22 protein-coding genes and 1 pseudogene are annotated in these 17,791 nt (G+C 42.0%); 21 read left to right on the top strand and 2 right to left on the bottom strand.

Translation table 11 applies throughout. From position 1 onward, the window contains the following. The 19 genes and pseudogenes from ACSYTJ_RS08715 to ACSYTJ_RS08625 all read left to right on the top strand — a co-directional run bounded on the left by ACSYTJ_RS08715 (window position 1) and on the right by ACSYTJ_RS08625 (window position 14,873). Window positions 1-396: a phage baseplate plug family protein gene (locus ACSYTJ_RS08715; RefSeq protein WP_491720395.1), complete on the top strand. Its 396-nt coding sequence runs from the start codon at window positions 1-3 to the stop codon at window positions 394-396. Beyond that, a complete protein-coding gene (locus tag ACSYTJ_RS08710) occupies window positions 389-1,345 on the top strand; it encodes a hypothetical protein (RefSeq protein ID WP_491720394.1) in 957 nt (318 codons plus the stop codon). Before ACSYTJ_RS08715 ends, ACSYTJ_RS08710 begins: the two co-directional genes overlap by 8 nt. 37 nt (window positions 1,346-1,382) lie before the next feature. Next, window positions 1,383-1,748: a Gp138 family membrane-puncturing spike protein gene (locus ACSYTJ_RS08705; RefSeq protein ID WP_491720393.1), complete on the top strand. Its 366-nt coding sequence runs from the start codon at window positions 1,383-1,385 to the stop codon at window positions 1,746-1,748. Continuing rightward, the gene (locus ACSYTJ_RS08700) at window positions 1,741-2,115 is read left to right on the top strand and encodes a contractile injection system sheath initiator (protein WP_491720392.1); all 375 of its coding nucleotides are present in this window, start codon (window positions 1,741-1,743) and stop codon (window positions 2,113-2,115) included. The genes ACSYTJ_RS08705 and ACSYTJ_RS08700 overlap by 8 nt, the downstream gene beginning before the upstream one ends. Window positions 2,116-2,118: 3 nt before the next feature. Further along, complete coding sequence (locus tag ACSYTJ_RS08695) at window positions 2,119-3,285, top strand: baseplate J/gp47 family protein (protein WP_491720391.1); 1,167 nt, start codon at window positions 2,119-2,121, stop codon at window positions 3,283-3,285. A gap of 106 nt (window positions 3,286-3,391) precedes the next feature. Then, window positions 3,392-3,946: a hypothetical protein gene (locus tag ACSYTJ_RS08690; RefSeq protein ID WP_491720390.1), complete on the top strand. Its 555-nt coding sequence runs from the start codon at window positions 3,392-3,394 to the stop codon at window positions 3,944-3,946. A 5-nt stretch (window positions 3,947-3,951) separates the two neighbouring features. Then, window positions 3,952-6,216: a hypothetical protein gene (locus tag ACSYTJ_RS08685; RefSeq protein WP_491720389.1), complete on the top strand. Its 2,265-nt coding sequence runs from the start codon at window positions 3,952-3,954 to the stop codon at window positions 6,214-6,216. A 278-nt stretch (window positions 6,217-6,494) separates the two neighbouring features. After that, window positions 6,495-7,544, top strand: coding sequence for an RNA-directed DNA polymerase (locus ACSYTJ_RS08680; RefSeq protein ID WP_491720388.1), 1,050 nt, complete (start codon window positions 6,495-6,497; stop codon window positions 7,542-7,544). Next, complete coding sequence (locus ACSYTJ_RS08675; RefSeq protein WP_491720387.1) at window positions 7,513-7,851, top strand: hypothetical protein; 339 nt, start codon at window positions 7,513-7,515, stop codon at window positions 7,849-7,851. Before ACSYTJ_RS08680 ends, ACSYTJ_RS08675 begins: the two co-directional genes overlap by 32 nt. Before the next feature lie 12 nt (window positions 7,852-7,863). Beyond that, window positions 7,864-8,130 carry an XkdX family protein gene (locus tag ACSYTJ_RS08670; protein ID WP_491720386.1) on the top strand — a complete coding sequence of 89 codons (267 nt, stop codon included), beginning with the start codon at window positions 7,864-7,866 and terminating at the stop codon, window positions 8,128-8,130. An 11-nt stretch (window positions 8,131-8,141) separates the two neighbouring features. Continuing rightward, the gene (locus ACSYTJ_RS08665; protein ID WP_491720385.1) at window positions 8,142-10,244 is read left to right on the top strand and encodes a hypothetical protein; all 2,103 of its coding nucleotides are present in this window, start codon (window positions 8,142-8,144) and stop codon (window positions 10,242-10,244) included. Between the two features lie 129 nt (window positions 10,245-10,373). Beyond that, window positions 10,374-10,805 (top strand): annotated as a pseudogene (locus tag ACSYTJ_RS08660) (DUF1003 domain-containing protein); the annotation flags it as partial. A 4-nt stretch (window positions 10,806-10,809) separates the two neighbouring features. After that, window positions 10,810-11,223 (top strand): hypothetical protein, encoded by a 414-nt coding sequence (locus ACSYTJ_RS08655; protein ID WP_491720384.1) that lies wholly within the window; start codon window positions 10,810-10,812, stop codon window positions 11,221-11,223. Next, the gene (locus tag ACSYTJ_RS08650; RefSeq protein WP_491720383.1) at window positions 11,220-11,798 is read left to right on the top strand and encodes a hypothetical protein; all 579 of its coding nucleotides are present in this window, start codon (window positions 11,220-11,222) and stop codon (window positions 11,796-11,798) included. Before ACSYTJ_RS08655 ends, ACSYTJ_RS08650 begins: the two co-directional genes overlap by 4 nt. Then, window positions 11,795-12,622, top strand: coding sequence for a GH25 family lysozyme (locus ACSYTJ_RS08645; protein ID WP_491720382.1), 828 nt, complete (start codon window positions 11,795-11,797; stop codon window positions 12,620-12,622). Before ACSYTJ_RS08650 ends, ACSYTJ_RS08645 begins: the two co-directional genes overlap by 4 nt. A 164-nt stretch (window positions 12,623-12,786) precedes the next feature. After that, complete coding sequence (locus tag ACSYTJ_RS08640; RefSeq protein ID WP_491720381.1) at window positions 12,787-13,284, top strand: hypothetical protein; 498 nt, start codon at window positions 12,787-12,789, stop codon at window positions 13,282-13,284. Window positions 13,285-13,365: 81 nt separating this feature from the next. Further along, complete coding sequence (locus ACSYTJ_RS08635; protein WP_491720380.1) at window positions 13,366-13,662, top strand: hypothetical protein; 297 nt, start codon at window positions 13,366-13,368, stop codon at window positions 13,660-13,662. After that, a complete protein-coding gene (locus tag ACSYTJ_RS08630) occupies window positions 13,643-14,089 on the top strand; it encodes a helix-turn-helix domain-containing protein (RefSeq protein ID WP_491720379.1) in 447 nt (148 codons plus the stop codon). The genes ACSYTJ_RS08635 and ACSYTJ_RS08630 overlap by 20 nt, the downstream gene beginning before the upstream one ends. A gap of 295 nt (window positions 14,090-14,384) precedes the next feature. After that, complete coding sequence (locus tag ACSYTJ_RS08625) at window positions 14,385-14,873, top strand: hypothetical protein (RefSeq protein ID WP_491720378.1); 489 nt, start codon at window positions 14,385-14,387, stop codon at window positions 14,871-14,873. A 324-nt stretch (window positions 14,874-15,197) separates the two neighbouring features. Here the strand turns inward: ACSYTJ_RS08625 and ACSYTJ_RS08620 are convergent, their stop codons facing one another. After that, window positions 15,198-15,449: a hypothetical protein gene (locus ACSYTJ_RS08620; protein ID WP_491717420.1), complete on the bottom strand. Its 252-nt coding sequence runs from the start codon at window positions 15,447-15,449 to the stop codon at window positions 15,198-15,200. A 160-nt stretch (window positions 15,450-15,609) separates the two neighbouring features. On the opposite strand from ACSYTJ_RS08620, the gene ACSYTJ_RS08615 reads away from it, so the two are divergent. Beyond that, window positions 15,610-16,650 (top strand): PTS sugar transporter subunit IIC, encoded by a 1,041-nt coding sequence (locus ACSYTJ_RS08615; RefSeq protein ID WP_491720377.1) that lies wholly within the window; start codon window positions 15,610-15,612, stop codon window positions 16,648-16,650. Between the two features lie 278 nt (window positions 16,651-16,928). After that, window positions 16,929-17,555, top strand: a complete 627-nt coding sequence (locus ACSYTJ_RS08610) for a DapH/DapD/GlmU-related protein (RefSeq protein WP_491717422.1) — start codon at window positions 16,929-16,931, stop codon at window positions 17,553-17,555. Between the two features lie 70 nt (window positions 17,556-17,625). On the opposite strand, the gene ACSYTJ_RS08605 is transcribed toward ACSYTJ_RS08610, so the two are convergent. Next, window positions 17,626-17,790, bottom strand: coding sequence for a hypothetical protein (locus ACSYTJ_RS08605; RefSeq protein WP_491719405.1), 165 nt, complete (start codon window positions 17,788-17,790; stop codon window positions 17,626-17,628). Window position 17,791: the final 1 nt, after the last annotated feature.

Raw genomic sequence — 17,791 nt, 5'->3', positions numbered from 1 at the left:
ATGGCAATCAGAAACTATGTACCAGTTGACGTGACCGACCTACCAGAAACTTTCGATTATGACCTAGATAACGTCACTTACGAGTTTACTTTCGAGTACAACTCGGAAGGCGACTTTTATACATGCACGATCGCAGACCCGACCGTTGAAGATGGCGATGGAACAATCATTAGCTGTGAGAAGCTGGTCTTAAACCAACCGTTGTTCGCTAACTACACTGATACGCGGTTGCCACTGACCCCACTCGTTCCAATGGATGAATCGGGACAAGAAAAGCGCGTCAGCGTTACTAACTTTGGTATCACGGTGCAGCTGTACGAAGATACGATTGGTGACGACTACTCAGATGGTGACGATGTCGAGCTGGACCAAGATTGGGGTGATGGAAGTGACTAAGTACTACTTCAATCGGCAGACAGTGATCCAAGTTCATGATAGTGGCCGAGTCTATCAGTTCCAAGCTTACCAAAAGGCCAGCACTTATAGCATCCATTTTACAGTTCCTTTCGATAAGTCGGGTAAGCAGACAACCTCGACCGTGACTATGATGAACCTGTCACTACAACATCGCATGCTGTTTTCGGTCGGTAACCAGGTCGAAATATTTGCGGGCTATAAAGAAAACACGGGACCACAGTTACTCACGACCGGTCTTATCATCTCCGTTGCTCCCTACGCTTATGATGGCGTAGATGGTCAGTTCAGCTTCACAGTCAGAGAGGGGTCCAATTATGCAAACTCTTTACCAAGTTCAGATGTGGTTACAACTACTAGTGGCAGTGCGAAAACCTCCAAATCAAAGAAAAAGAAGAAGAAAGCTAAGAGCAAGGTCAAGACGAAACTCACGACCAGCGCGATCAGCTTTGGCAAGAACATCACAGCTAAAGCAATCATCTCACGGGTAGTTAACGACGCTAAGATCAAGATTAACAAGCTGAAGTTACCCACTAACAAGAAGTATCCAAAAGGCTATGTAGCCAAGGGGACTCCGATGAGTATCATCACGAAAGTTGCTAAGGACTGTGACGCTATCTTGTACTATCGTCGGGGTCAGCTGATGATTGAAAAGGATGACGCATCGACTGCCCAGAACGAGCATGTCTATCTGACTGACAGGGTCAAAGGTACGCATGGCGGTAGCGGTTTGATCGCAATCCCGACCGTGACTGATGATGATAATCCGCAAATTGAAGTTAAGTCGATGCTGCTACCACAAGTCAGCAGTAACTCGCTGATTGCAGTCGATGCTTATCAGTTCAACTTCTTGAAACCAGTTCAGTCGGGTCAGCACAACTGCGATGACGATGATTTCAGCACCACGATGGAGGTGAATGTCCATGACTAAAAGCGCATCAAACGAGTTCCGTGAGCTGCTATCAGCCATGCAAACAAGGACGATGTACGACTTGAACGTGGCTAGCCAGTGTATCGTCAAGAATTACGACAAGGGCAAGAACGTTTGCGATGTTACGACTGCGATCAAGGATAAGGACGGCACGGATGACACCGTTACGATTATCGGCTGTCCTGTCTTGACATCAGCACTCATCATTTTTGACAAAGTTACTAACGAGCCCAAATATAAGGAACTCAAAAAGGACGAAAAAGTGATGGTAGTTTTTGATAATCGCAGCATGGATAACTTCACGGATGCAAAAGGGAAAACATATGAAAAGAACTCAGAAACGATGCACTCGATGAACGACGGCATCGTCATCGGGAGATACGAGGTGATTGACGATGATTGACTTAAAACTAACTGAAACGGGTGACTTAGCCTTTGAGAATAACGATTTCATCGGCATCGAAGACCCCATCGAAGCCGTTAATCAAAAAGTCTACATCACACTCAGCACCTGCCTAGCTGAGTTCGAATTAGACCAAACCATCGGTCTGAGACCAGATAACCTTTTCGGACGGAACGTGGTCCCAGACTATGTTAAACAAGATGTCCGCGAAGCTATCGAAGACCAAATCCCCGAAATCGACACGCTCGATACGATTGATATCAGCATGGACAAGGCTAATCGTTCCATGGACATCACGATATCGTATACTACCGCAGACCAAGCGGAAGGGGACTTCTCAAATTCTATCAAGATTGGAGGTGTGTGATGAATGGCGGATACGGATAACTCGCAGTACACTGGGCTGACCTTTGACAACTACGATCAGATTCTTGACCAAGCTAACGCGCACGTCAAGGTAATCTTCTCAGAGTTAGCGGATGTGTCAGCTAACTCGGCACTAGGGATGCAGAACCGCATCTTAAGCTACTTCATGGCCCAGCTGAATCAAAAAGCACAAGCTGTCTACTACAGTCGTTTCCTAGACTTGATGGACGGGATTGAACTTGATCGCTACGGTGCCAACGTTTCGATTGACAGGATTCCAGCTAGCGACGCGCAAGTAACGCTGCAGTTCACTGGAACTCCAGGCACAACGATTCCAGCTAACAGCCGTTATGCGACTGATAGCGACGTTGAGTTCGTGCTAACGGATGATGTGACGCTCGATGATAACGGTAGTGGCAGTGGTATCGCGGAAAGTGATGCGGACAGTGTTGATAGCAACAATGATGCTAACGTGGCAGCTAACACCATCACGACCCAGCTAGAGGTCGTGAACGGAGTCGATTCAGTTACCAACCCTGTTCAAGCCAGCGGTGGTGCGGACGAAGAAGATGATACTGCTTATCGAGCTCGACTGAAACTGGCTAACACGTCCAAGGCCAGTCCAACCCAGAACGGCCTATATAACGCCTTATACGCCGTGGCAGGTGTCAAGCTAGTCAAGATTAACCAAGAGGTCGCTAAGAGCGGCGATAAGTCGATTCCAGACGTTCTCCACTTCTACGTGCAAGGCGGCAACCCAACGGACGTGGCCCAAGCGATCCAAGACAATATCGCTTGGGGAATTCACACCGTCGGCTCGACTTCAGTCCAAGTTCGAGACTATGGCGATAACCCCGTCACGATCAACTTCGATGTTGCTACGGTCGTACCTATCTACGTCAGCATCAAGTTCACGACTAGTCCAGAGTACGATGCTGATAACGGGATGAGCGACCTTAAGCAATCGATGAGCAATTACATCAACTCACTTGAAATGGGGGATACGATTGACTACAACCGCTTCTACCAGCTAGCATACAACATCGACGGTATCAAGACGGCTGAAATCCAGATTGGCACTGACCCTAACAAACTAGGCCAGTCAGATATCCAGCTATCGTCCTTCGACTCTGCCAATCTCGCAGACTTGGTGGTGGTAGGCAATGGCTAACTACACAACTGACGATATTCTCAACGAGTTCACGACTGCGATGCACATCGATGATGGTACGAACTGGCAGAAGTACTACAGCATCTGGGATGGACCAATCGAAGATGTGCAGAACAAGCTGACCATGATCGACCAGTCCAACGACTTGGACAACTGCTCAGGCCAGATGCTTGATGATGTCGCTCGCAACTATGACATCCAGCGTGATGGCGATGACGATGACTTTCTACGGTTTCGAATCAAGTCCCACATCCTAGTCAGACTCTGTGATGGTTCGATGCCGAAACTATATGACCTGGTATCATCTGCGCTCGGTTGTAAGCCAACTGACTTCAAGATTCAAACGATGTGGGATGTCGACGGCTCGCCCAACACGATTGCGGTAAAAGATATCCCAGCTGACTATGCTGAAGATGCTCGTAAAACAGCGTTGCTGCTCGACACGATTCAAGATGCTGTCGCATACGGAATTAGAGTGGACAGTGTATCTTTCCAAACTTATCTCAGCCAGCAAGCATACACAGCTGTGGTAGTCCAACACCAACACGTCAACTACGTTACCACACCGCAAGCAATTACCAGAGATCATGTGCAAGCATACACTGGAATCGGGGTCCAACATCAACATGTCAACTATGTGCAAACCAATAAAAAGGAGTGATTTAATTGTCCAAGTACAAGCAAGGATATCAGACTGATAAAGGGCAAGAGCTAGCTCAGCAAGCAATCAATGGGCAAATTACGTTAACACCAACTAGAGCAGTACTAAGTTCTGATGACTACTCGAACGCAGACGACGATACCATCGAAGCCTTAACTTCGCTAAGCAGTTTTACTGAAATAAAAATTGATATTGGAGCTATCCAAGACGCTTCTAACGTCAACATTCCAATCGACTTTTTAAATGACAAACAAACCAGTGACAACTACATCAAGACCGTCGGCATCTACTTTTCAGACGGGACGAACGAGTACTTGTACTCAGTTCTAGTAAACGAAGCACCAACTATTTTCCCAGCCTATAACGGCAGTGTGGCTGAACATGAAAAATTCATTTGGGGGATTTTCGTCGGACGTGCTAGTCAAGTTAACATCACGATGACTAACATGGAAAACGTTACGCAGGATATGCTGTCAACAGCTGTAATGTCAGCTAACACTAACGCAAAATCACTAGCTGATAGCGCTTATTCAGCAGCAGCTGCTGATATTAGTTCTGCTGTAAATAGCAATAGCGGAATCGCACAATCTTTCAGCGCAGTCGAAGCTAGCGTTTCAACCAACAGCAACGCTATCGTTACTCTTCAATCATCAGTAGCTGCTAATAGTGCTAGCATATCTAATGCCGAATCACATTTCAGTTCGACTACTTCTTCAGCTTATCAAAGTGCAGTTGCTACCGCTAAGAACTATACTGACCAGACCGTGATACCTTTTACGACTCGGAGCAGTGCGATTAGCTATGCTCTGACTGCTACCAGGCCTGGTTTATGCGTATATCCAGAGTCCCAAGCATACGGGAAAGTAGTGGATGTTTCTGGCATCTACACGTACGGCGATAATCCAGCGCCCAACATCGAAATACCGCTCAATAATTTAAACAGCAGCTTTAGCATTACGAATGGTTACCTCGACTACAACCCTAACACTTTCGTTGGAACGTTCCACGGAACGATTGCGGTCAATGCCAATATCACGCCTGGCGAGAACATTTTCAATTTCGACGTTACCAAAATCTATCGTAACGTAGTCGAAAGCCAAAACATGGGTTCACAGGTTCTAAGCGGTGCCGTTGATCCAGCGCTAACCGTTGTGACTGAAAGTTCAACTTACAGCGGGTATGTATCTAATATCTACCTTGATGGTTGTACTATCACACTTGGCTACGATTCTGCTCTCGTGCCTGGGACTGACATCAACAAAAGCGTCTGGGGTGCTAGCTGGAATGGAAGCTCTAGTTCGCAACTAACGCGCACTGACGCTGCTGTCGGTATGCAATCGGGTATCAATGGCAACCAGAACGACTTTGACAACACGCCAATTTGGGGACAGATGTCACGTGTAACTGACTCGCAAGGCAACGTTTTCGTACGAATTCCAAAGTTCTACATCAAGAAGACTAGTAACAACGGCGGCTACACTTGGCAAGCGTCACTAGTTCAGCAAGATAGTAGCTGGTATCTACCGAAATGTTTCTATAATTTTGGTAGCAGTTCTGAACTAAACTATGTTGATGTGGGAGCTTATCCTGGCTCCGTCAGTGGCAGCAACCTTCAAAGCAAAAGTGGCACCACACCAACTGTCAACCAAACGATCGATGTCTTCAGAAGCCAAGCCAGAACTAACGGAACAGGTTATCAGCAGTTAGATATCCACGTTTGGGACATGCTCCAAGTGCTTTTCATTATTGAATTTGCAACACTGAACTCCAAATCAGTCATGTATGGCAATGCAGAGAATGCCACTTCTGGTACGACTGACGGTCTAGTCGGCAGTTCCAAAGGTAACAACGACCACATGAGCTATCGTGGCATCGAAGATATGTACTGTAACGTCTGGCAATTCGTTGACGGAATCGGAATTAATTCTGAAAGCATCTTCGTGTGTGACGATGCTAACAGCTATACCAACTCGCAGTTCGCTTATCCTTATAACCAAGTTGGCTATCAATTGAACGGTAGCGGCAACTGGACTACCCAGTTCGGATATGACTCTAATCATCCAGAGGTTACGCTTGGAACGCAAACTTCAAGCACAGAAGGCGCTATCGATGGCTATACTTGGTCTGATAACGGAACTAACTACACCATGGTAGTCGGCGGTTATGGTTCTTACTCGTACTACGGTCTGTTCTACTCCGACCTCTTCTGCCCGTTTTCTTATTCGTCTGGTGTTGTCGGTGCCCGCTTGATTAGGAAAGCCTTGTCTTAGAGGGGGTCTGGGGGAACCCTCCCCCAGCTAAAAAATAATAGCGGTTCATAGTGCTTGCGGTTATGGTTCTAACTCGAACAACGGTCTGTTCAACTCCAACCTCAACTACCCGTTTTCTAATTCGAATGGTAATGACGGTGCCCGCTTGAATATTAATGATTTGACTAAAGAAATTGCACTATGTTCTGCTGAGCGCTTGCTCAAAATTCGTCGGTAAAGGTAGCGGCTAGTAGACAATCGAACGTCGTTAAGATTAATAATAAAGCAAAGGATTTGTTATGCATAGATATGGAAACTTGTATGAAAAAGTAGCTGACTATGAAGTGATCAACTATGCGATCAGCCAAGCTGCTAAAGGCAAAAAGCGTCGCAAAGATGTACAACGGGTCCTGAACCATCGTGAACTATACATCATGAAAATTCAAGATATGTTGCTTTCTGAAGAGTATCGGCCTTCACATATCCGTGAAGTCGTTATCCATGAGCGTGGGAAAGAACGCATAATCACGTCATCGCCATTCTTTCCAGACCAAATTATCCACTGGGCACTGATAACGGTAGCACAGCCGTATTTTTATAAGTCGATGTACTACTACTGTCTAGCGTCAGTTAAAGGCCGTGGTGGTGCGGTTGGCAAGAAAGCGGTTGAAAAATGGTTGCGTAACGATACCAAGTTCACGAAGTATTGTTTGAAGATGGACGTTCATCACTTTTACCAGTCAATCGACCATGACGTGCTGAAGACTAAGCTTGCTAACCGTTTCAAGGATAAGCGACTGTTAAATCTAATGTACAGTATCATCGACTGCTATCACGTGGGACTACCACTAGGCCTATATACTTCGCAATGGTTCGCTAACTTCTATCTAGAAAGTTTGGACCATGTTATCAAAGAAAAGTACCATGCTAAACACTATATTCGTTACATGGACGATATCGTTATTTTTGGCAACAACAAGAAGAAACTCCACAAGATGAAGTTGAAGATTGAGCAGTCACTAAACCAAGATAAGCTAGCGGTTAAAGACAACTGGCAAGTTTTTAAAGTTGCTAGTCGGCCGATAGACTTTCTGGGTTTCAAGTTCTACCGTGACCATACTACAATCCGTAGACGTAACTTTCTGAGAATAAGACGCAAAGCTACTAAAATTAGCAAGAAATCACACCCAAGCGAAAACGATGCTCACTCAATGCTTAGCTACTTTGGTTGGATCAAAAATTCCAACAGTTTCCAATTTTATAACGAACAAATCAAACCGAAAATTTCTGTAAGGACCTGTAAGGAGGTACTAAAAAATGCAAGAAATGTACGCAAGAATGACCGCTAACAACGCTTTAGAGATGATCGTTCAAATGCCAATGATTCAAATCGGCGATATCGATTACTACGGTTGCAAGCGAGTGTTTTTAAAAGAAGAAACTGTCAAAGGTGATGACGGTAAAGACAAGACGGTTTCTGTTGTCGATGAAACTAAAACGCCAGAATATGACAACATCACTCAGCTTTTTAACGATAATCAAAACACCGCTAACACTAATGCTGCTCTGATGGGGCAACTATCAAAGTTACAACTATCAGTGCAACAAGCCAACACTGCTAACGCTGCTCTTATGATTAAATTAGCTAATAAATAAGGAGGAATCGCTATGTACAATGCTGTTAAAATCTATACTGATATGGGACTATATGCAACTGCTGACTTGAAAGTCTTCTTAGAAGCCGGATGGATCACGCAAGAAGAATATGAAGGGTTACTTCCTTCGGCTAACGATTACGTAGCACCAAGTGCTGCACCTGCTCAATCAGCTAGCGCCACAACGCAATCGCAAGCTCCTGCTAGTTCAGAAACAGCTCAATCTTCTGCTGCACCACAATCACAAGCTCCACAACAATCGCCTTCAAACCAAGCTTAGGGGGCGATTTTATGTTGCTTACTAACTTAGGCAAGGCAAAGTTTCAAGCTGACGGGACGGTTGAAATCACGAAGGTAGTCTTCAGCGACTTCGACCTGTCCCAGTACAGCGATCCAGAACTACGCCAAATCAACACTGTGGAAGGGACTAACCTACAAACGGTTGAGCCGACGACTGCGCTACTTACCACTGGCTATGCGCTAGTCCAAGCTACCAGTACTGCTAACTTCACGGTAGCCAGTGCCTTCATCTTTGCCAAAACAGACGCTGAGTTCTTGCTTGGCGTAGCTGATACCACTGGCGACCTGCATGCAGAAATGAACGTGGACGCTTTGCAGAAGCTATCAGTGAACGCTGTTAGTGCCGATATAATCACTAAAGATGATTTAAACAGTGTGGTTTCACAAGCAGTTGCTCATATGCCACAAGCCAACAACGGTTTCTCGAGTGCTGTTAGTTACACTGATAGCGTAGTCGCTCTAAAAGCAGACGTGACTATGCTATCTAGCTATGTGACTAGTTCTGAATTAAGTGGTGTCGCAACTAGTTTAGCTGAAAGTTTAGCAACTAAAATCAGCTATTCGGACGCTGCTAGCTATGCTACAACTAGTCAGCTTAGCGACTATGTCTTAAGCACTGATTTAGCTACCTTATCAAGCACTAACAGTTCTGCCTTATCATCAATCGCTAGTTCAGCTGACTTGCGGTTATCAAGCAAAATTGACGCAACGATGCTGTCTGACTATCCATCAAGAACTGAGCTACAAAGCTACGTACCACTTGATCAACTATCTAGCTTTGTCACTACCAGCCAACTTGCCAGCAGTTTTGCTGACCAATTAGTTGGCTTTGCTAAAATTAACGATTTAACTGGCACGGTTAAGCAAGGCGATTTACAAGCAAGTTTAGCTAGTTATGCCACGATTGATTACCTTTCATCTGTAAGTAGTGACGATGCTAGCAGCACTGCTTCTGCCTTAAGCAACGTCGCCTCCAGTGCAAGTTCGGCTTTAAATTCGTATGCTACTAGTAACGACGCAACTGTAAATTCAGTGGTTAGTGGGCTACCAAATTTTGCTACGAATAATGCACTGTCAAGTTTAGCAACTCAATCGCAAGTAAATGAACTATCATCTGCTGTCACTAGTGAGATTGGCACAAAAGCCAGCACTGCTGATTTAAATAACTTAAGTAGTTCAGTAACTAATTTAAGTGGTTCAATCAATACTTTAAATAGTTCTGTAAGAGCTTTGCTGAATGGAGCCAGTAATTATGCTACCCAATCGCAGCTATCTAGCTACGCTACTACAAGCCAAATTGCAGGGCTTGCCACAACTTCACAGTTATCTAGCTTTGCAACGATTAGTAGCATGTCAAATTACGCTACCAGCTCTCAATTATCTAGTTTAGTAAACGTTGATGTTTTGAGTAGTTACACAACCACTTCTGACTTCAATGCATATTCAAATGCCAATTCTAGTGCAATCGGCATGAAAGCGGACGCTGCTAGTCTAACCAATTTAAGCAATTCAGTTAATAGCTTTGTGGGTTCACTCAGCTCTTTTGCTACAACATCACAACTATCTAATTTTGTGACAATTAGTAGTGCGGCTAACTATGCTACTAATTCTCAGCTAGCTAGCTTTGCAACGATAGGTTCTTTGAGCGATTATACAACTTCGTCTGATTTTAGTGCATATTCAGTTGCTACTAGTTCAGCGATTGCTACCAAAGCTAATTCTTCAGATGTCGAAGGCCTGCAAGGAATATTCGACGCTTTTTTAGGGACGATTGCAAATAAATCTGACACGAATGCGATCAACAGCCAACTAGCTCTTTGGGCTAAAATGATTTTTCCTAAACAAGCAGATTTAGCTGCTGGCATGGGGCTGCTAGACATGTACAATACCTGGCCTATCGGAGTCTATAACGCAACCAGCGACATTAGTATTCTTGTCTTTTCGCAAGCTTGGGGACTACCAACGTTTACGATTAAAAAAGGCGGAGCAATCTACGTAATCAGTTACGGTAGTTACCGTGGCCAGTTTATTGTGCAAAGTGATGGAAGCATCTTGTGGTATCGAATCAGCGACACCGTCTGGCATTCTGGATAGAGGAGATAAACGATGGACAAAAAAAGATTTGATAAAATCATGAACGAACATAGTAAGCACGTTAACATTCATGATTCAGAGAAAGCAGAAAGAGCAAAAAAGATGAGCAAGTCTAAATATCATAAAGCCAAGCTAAACGACGACTACACTTTTGGCGACAGGATTGCTGATGAAGTGGCTAAATTTGGAGGCAGTTGGACTTTTATCCTAGTATTTGTGGCTGTTCTGGCGGTTTGGATGCTAGTTAACGTAGTGCATCTTTTTGGCGCTAACTTTGATCCATATCCCTTCATTTTGCTTAACTTAGCTCTATCGACGATTGCAGCAATCCAAGCCCCTATAATCATGATGAGTCAAAACCGTGCAGGTGATCGTAGTGATTTAAAAGCAGACAACGACAGCAAGGTCAACATGCAATCCAACGCGAAACAAGACTTAGTGATGGAAAAGCAAGACCATGCCTATGAAAGCAATGAAGATGCTTTTCACCTGTTAACAGGGATTGTCGAAGACTTGCAAGAGCTCAAAAGAAAAGTTGATCAACTAGATAAAAAGGGGTGATAGTGTGCATTTTGATGGTTACGATGTGACCGAATGGCAAGCAGTTGCTGGTCTACTAATTGCAGCTTTAACTATATGGGGAGCTTTCTATAAGTATGAGAAGGCTCGACAAAAGATTGCTGATGAACACGTTAAGCGCATTGCTAGCGAAGTAAATGCTAACAATAACAAGCAAATGGTTTCATTACAGCTTAATTTAGATAACTTAGGAGCTGCAATTAAAGAATTTAAGCAGGTGGTCGAAGGCTTTAGAATGACTGAACAAGAACATTATACTGAGCATGAGAAACATTTAATTAAACATGACCTGAAGCTCCAACGCGATGATGATTCACTTGAAGATCATGAAAACCGCATCAAAGATAATGAAGAAGACATTAACTATCTAAAGGATAAACTAAGGGGCGATAAAGAATGAATTATTTAATAGAAGTATTCAATTGGATTACTACTGATAATCATGTCGGGGTTGTAGCATGGATCGTTGCTGCGATCGCTGGCGCAGCTTTAAAAACTTATCGTCAACATCATGCTGACGATAACGCTGCTGCCGACTTAGACTTTATCCAACGAACTGCTAAGGACTATGCCCATGCTGTCAATCGTAATCCTAATATTCCAACAACTGAAATAAAGTCTGCAATCATTAGTGGAGTACAATCTGCAGTAGCTAGTTACAATGAGAACCATAAAACTAGAACGATCAACGTAACTAATAGCGAAATTAGCAATGCTGCAGATATTGCAATCGACTACTTTCAAAAAGAATTTGGTGGTTTTAGCGAAGCCAAGGCCACTAATATTGCTGATGAAGCTATCAAAGCTGCCTTGTCTGCTGATACAGCTCCTGATTCAGCTGCCACTACTTCTAACGCTAGCGTTACAGTTTCAAGTTCAGTTAGCTCCAGCCAAAATAGTTCAGATGAATTAAAAAGCATGGTTCAAGCAGAAGTCAAAAATATTCTGCAAGCTGATAAGGAGGCTAAATTATGAGCTTTACGCAAGGCGCAGACGTATCGAGCTATCAAGGTGCAACTAAATCCTACATGGACCAATTGCGTGCTGCAGGAGCTCGATTTGTCTTTGTTAAAGAGTCCCAGGCTACTAACTATCACAACGCTAGCGCCGAACTCCAAGTTTATAATGCTTCTAAAGTAATGGAAAAAGTAGGTGCTTATCACTATCTGGTTGGTGGAGTGAGTGCCACTAGTCAAGCTGGATATTTTCTTTACTTTGTTAGAAGAGATGCTAAGCTCGACAAAACGACTCCAGTTGCGATCGATGTAGAAGATGCAAGCCTTCCTCAATCCACAACTGGACTAGTCAATGAATGGTTAGACGCAGTCTACAATGCTGGATGGCATAATTTAGTTGTTTACGGACCTGCTAGTTGGTTCATAGAAGGACGTATCAACAAGGACGTGCTTCACCATAAACCACTTATTTGGATAGCTAATTACGGCGTTAGCCAACCAGGTGTTGACGATACTGATATCTGGCAATACACTGACAACGGTCATGGACTTAGCACTGACTTTAACTACCTTTTCAACGATAGTAAATTGATTGGCTATGAAACAAAACGCAAAGAAGTGAAAATCAAACCACACTATTATCAATCTGGTTCTCAATTTCAAGTTAGGTCTCAAATTAATCAATACGTTGATAAACACTTGAAAAATAAATCTGGTAAGAAACGTTCCAAAGGATATAACATTTTCGGGCATATCATTCTAGATGGTTCTTATCCACGCATTGTTACTACTGAAGGGCACTATTACTCAGCTAGTGTGGCTTTAGTTAAAAGAATTAAATAATTTATAGATTTTAAATCAATAAATGTCTAAAAATCCTGCTACCTTAACTGGTGGCAGGATTTTTTCTTTTGCTCGAAAAAAGTTGAATTTTTAGTGTTTTCTCTTGTATACTTCGTTTAAACGTAGTATACTTTAATCAAGGTAAAGGAAAGGGAGTAATTAAAATGATGAAAAGAAGAAGTAAGGCAAACCGTTTAAGAAGAAGAGTTATGAGTCTAGCAGTCTTTATCGCCAAAGATTTAAAGGAAGACTACGGTGACTACCAGATGGCAATGTCACTCGCACTTAAGGTAAGTTGGAAGTATTACACCCAAAAGAACGTCTACCCTTACAACAAGCTCAAAGAGCTATGGTTGCAAGACCTTGTAAGCGAAGTTCGTTTCTACGCTCACAAAGGTTACTTCAGTTTCGACCGCGACTTTGTTGGTTGTGTACCTGTTTGGAAGATTGCCGAAGATCGTAGCAAACGCGATGCCATCGCAGTACAGTACGCAGCAGAAGGCACGATTGTTGAAAAGGAAACCGAAAGAGCGGTTCTCGTCAAGTTCATCTTTGATGCTGACGAAGCCGAAGTCTTCGACGAAATCGGGATCGATGTTTTCACTGGTTACATCGACAGAGGCCTAAGTATGTGGGTACCTAAGTCAATCATGAATAAATAATTTTTTATACTTGATTACTTCGTTTAAAAGTAGTATGCTGTAGTTGTAATAAAGATCAAGCAAACCAAAGGAGAGATTATCATGGAAAAATACCAATTTAATGCAGCACTTAAGGACATCTCGGAAAACATGAACCACGGACTTATCACACCAAGCCAAGCCATCAACGTACTACTAGGCTTGCAACACAACTTTGACGCATCCAGCGACAAGTTCAACCGCATTCAAGACCAATTTATCTTTGAAGATGCCCCAGTCTCGGGTGACCTAATCGGCAAGGATGAAGATAGCTACTACATCTTGACCAAAGATGACGAGTACATCTTGATCGATGGCGCTGAAGTCGACGGCATCTTAGATGCTGTTAAGTACCACTAAAGGAGGTGATAGCATCGACTCAGTTCAAAAGATGCTAAGCGTTTTAAAGGCACGAAAGCCAACCAACTATGAGATAGCCCAACAGACTGGCAAGAGCCAAGGCTATATCAGCGATGTAAAGAACGGGCGTATCGATCCATACAACGTTTCATGGATCACAGTAGAAAAGATAGCACGGTACTATAAAGGAGAAGATAACGTGAAGAACTTTGATGAAGTAGTAGAACTAGAAAAACAAGCATACTTAGATAACTATGATGCTAACGATAGTAACGAAGAGGTACAAGACTGGCTCAAAGACAACGCCCCAGCGCTTGATTTTAAGGTTGATAACGCATCTCAAACCGTTGAAGTAACTAACGCAAAATCACTAGAAGATGCTAAGTTCGTATACGATGATGACAAGTGGGTAGTAGTTGATGGCTAAGAAAGTTGAGTTCGAAGGTAAGCTGATGACTTTTGCTGAGCTCAGTAAGCGGTTTGGCATCGATGCTCATACCATTCGCTATCGCTATAATCAAGGTATACGTGGAGAAAAGCTAGTTTCAGATCCAGTTCCGAACAAAATTTTTGTTGAAGTGGAAGGCGAACGGCTATCCCTTGATCAAATATCAAAGAAGTATCATCTTCCGCTTACCACAGTAGCTAGTAGACACTATCGAGGGCTAAGAGGCGCAGAACTGATCCGTAGCGGAAGAAAAAAGCGTGATCCAGAGCATGACATGCTAGTAGTTAACGGCAAGGCTATCAGTATGGCACAGGTCATCAGTATCTACGGCAAGAGCATCGGAGTTGATAATCTAAACTATCGCTACTATAGTCAAGGTCTGCGTGATGACCGAGTAGTGCAGCCAATTAAAACGGTTGGCACGATTGGCTTTAAGGGGCGTGAAGCAACCTTTCAAGAAATCGCTGATGTCTATCAACTTCCTGTCGAAACATTGCGGACGCGCTACTTCAACGGTGGAGACCGTGACGATGACTTGGTAAGACCAATTCGGCAAGTTGGACATCGGAAAGTTATCCAGTTTAAAGGACACGATACTGACTACTATGAACTTGGCTACAAGTATGGCATCAAACCATCAACAATCCGAAATCGCTATCGAAGCGGTGATCGGGATGATGCCTTAGTCAGACCTGTAGATCAACGCACTCATGGAAAGCGGATAAAGACCAAATTTGTCGGAAAAAGGGAAGCTAGTGATTAAAACTAGCTTCCCTTTTTGTGACTATCCAGATGACTACCCCTGCAAGTCATCATATGAAATTATATGAATACTTAAATCTAAAAAACTAACCTTTTACTTGCTTATAAAACCCCTTAAAACCGCTTGCTATCAGCACCTACTATTATATAGTAACCGTGATATACAAGCCAATTTGGATGATTTATTGTCTGTTACTGAGACGCGCTCAGTGATTGACTTCGCCTTTATAGCTATATAATCATACGAAGTTGTTCAATTAAACTGAATAATAATTTACAAATAAAATAAGCATCTGATCAATTTGCTTTTGATCAGGTGCTTATTTTATTTTTTCAGCTGATTAAGAATATTTAACACATCAGCTTTATTTACTAGACGATGTGATTTGTAATTATAAAACATCGGTTGATTCGTTTCGATTTGGTCTAAATCATCTTGATTGCTAGTTGATTGAGCAACATCACATGCATCCGCAATTCCGTTAATATCAGGATAACCAAGTTCATCCATGAGGCTACCCAATACTACATCAGGTGATTCGTGCTTTAGTGCTTCAACATACTTTTGCTTATCCACATAGTTCACCTTCCTTAATTAATATTAGCCTAATTTTAACACAGTTGATTCAAAGGGCTTTAAAATAATCACTAAGATAAATTAATTAAATTAGTATTAGATTTTAATTAGATGTTTAATATGGTATGATATTAAAATATATAAAATAAGGAGTTAATATATGATTAAAAACGCAAACGCAATTAAAGAGGGGACTTTAAACGTCCTAAACGGTGTCAGCATCGCAGTAGTGGTTACCCTAATGCCTGCAGCGCTGTTAAATGAAATTCTTAATTACGCTCAACGCTTTTTTCCGAGTTTATCAATTATCAATTCATTAGTTTCATTTGCAATGGTCCTGCTACCAGCTATTTCTGGATTATGTGTCGCAATGTATTTTAAAATGAAGCCACTAGAAAGTGCATCGTTAGCATTAGTTGGAGCGATGGGAGCTGGTAACTGGATGATTAGTCCAGCAGGGGGCTTTTCTGTAAAGGGAACTGGTGATGTAATCAACATTATGCTCACCATTGCAATTGGGGTGATTATAATTAAGTTAATTAGTCCACGGCTCGGAAGTTATAATGTCTTATTATTACCAACTTTATTAATTATTATTGCTGGTGGTATTGGTCTATTGACCCTTAAACCAGTGCGAATGATTACAAAATTAATTGGTGATCTAGCATTATCTGCAACTGAACTGCAGCCAATTATAATGGGAACTGTAATTGGAATTATCTTTGCAATCCTAATCTTAAGTCCCATTTCTTCAGTAGGAGTTGCTACCGCAATATCACTAAATGGTATTGCGTCAGGATCTGCAAATATTGGAATCACTGCTGCCGCAATTGCATTAGCGATTTATGGTAGTAAAGTTAATTCATTTGGTACCAGTATTGCACACTTTATCGGAACTCCTAAGATTCAAATGGCTAATGTTTTAAAAAAGCCCAAAGTATTATTGCCATTGGCCATTAATGCTGGAATCGCTGGTGGAATTAGTGCATTTTTTGAAATTAAGGGAACGCCCTTAAGTGCTGGATTTGGTTCAGCTGGATTGGTAGGCCCAATTAACGCCCTTAAAGGCGGTGCTGAAATTATGATCATTATTATTACATTCTTGATCGTACCAATTGTTATTGGTTACCTGAGTAAGTATATCTTTATGACAAAAATCCATTACATGTCTGCTGATGATTTTTATTTAAATTATAAATAATGAAAAACATTCCAACTGAATCAGTTGGAATGTTTTTGTTAAAAGCAAGTTAGGGAATTGAGAATTAATGATATTTGTATTTACTTTACATAACATTTATTATCTGAAGTTGTATTTAATAGGAAAATGTCAATTCTAAATACAACAACTTAATATCATATTAATGGTTAAATTTATAATTCAAATTTTCCATTTTAAAAATAAGCATGTTAATGATATCATTTCTAGTATAATCGTCTTATAATTAACATAATTTATAAACAAGAAGGTGCTAATAAATGCATATTAATTTTCCTAAACTATCTAAGGATAATCCAACAATTGGCGAAAATAGTAAAATTAAGGATACTCAGTTCGGTCAATGGATTGAAATTGGTGAAAGTAACTTAATTGATAACTGTACATTTGGTGACTATGATTACACTGGTCAATATTGTTTTATGCAAAACACAGATCTAGGTAAGTTTAATAGTATTGCCGCAATGGTAAGAATCGGCCCTACTAATCATCCTTATGATCGTGCCGCTCAGCACATCTTTTCTTATAACGGTGGTGCCTATGGGTTTGAGCCTAAGGATCAAGAATACCTAACTAAGCGTAAGGCAATCCGAACTAAGATTGGTAATGATGTTTGGATTGGGCACGGTGTATTGATCCAAAGCGGATTAACCGTTGGTGATGGTGCTGTAATCGGTGCTGGTGCAGTCGTGACCCATGATGTTGAACCATACACAATTGTTGGTGGGGTTCCTGGTAAGAAAATTAAGGATCGATTCCCTGATGAAATCAAGACTGACTTAGCAAAAATCGCCTGGTGGGATTGGTCGCGAGAAAAATTAGAAAAATACTACTTGGACTTTAGATTACCGATTGATGAATTTGTTGCTAAACATATTAATGATTAATAGGATTTAGTGAACTTGTTACTATCGTTCCCTTTAACATATTAAAAAGCAGAGCCCCTGGCCCTGCTTTTTATATTAATATAACAATTCCAAAGATAACAACTGCCACCGTCATCGCAATTGCCATTAACCGATGATCTCGTCGGCTGTCTGGATCATGGTTAATGAAAATCAGCAACCACGTTAAAATGGCTAATGAAAGTAAGATTAAGAATGCTTGAGTTTGACTATTCATA

The organism is Nicoliella sp. ESL1113 (genome assembly GCF_058509245.1).
This window is presented reverse-complemented; position numbering and strand designations above follow the sequence as displayed.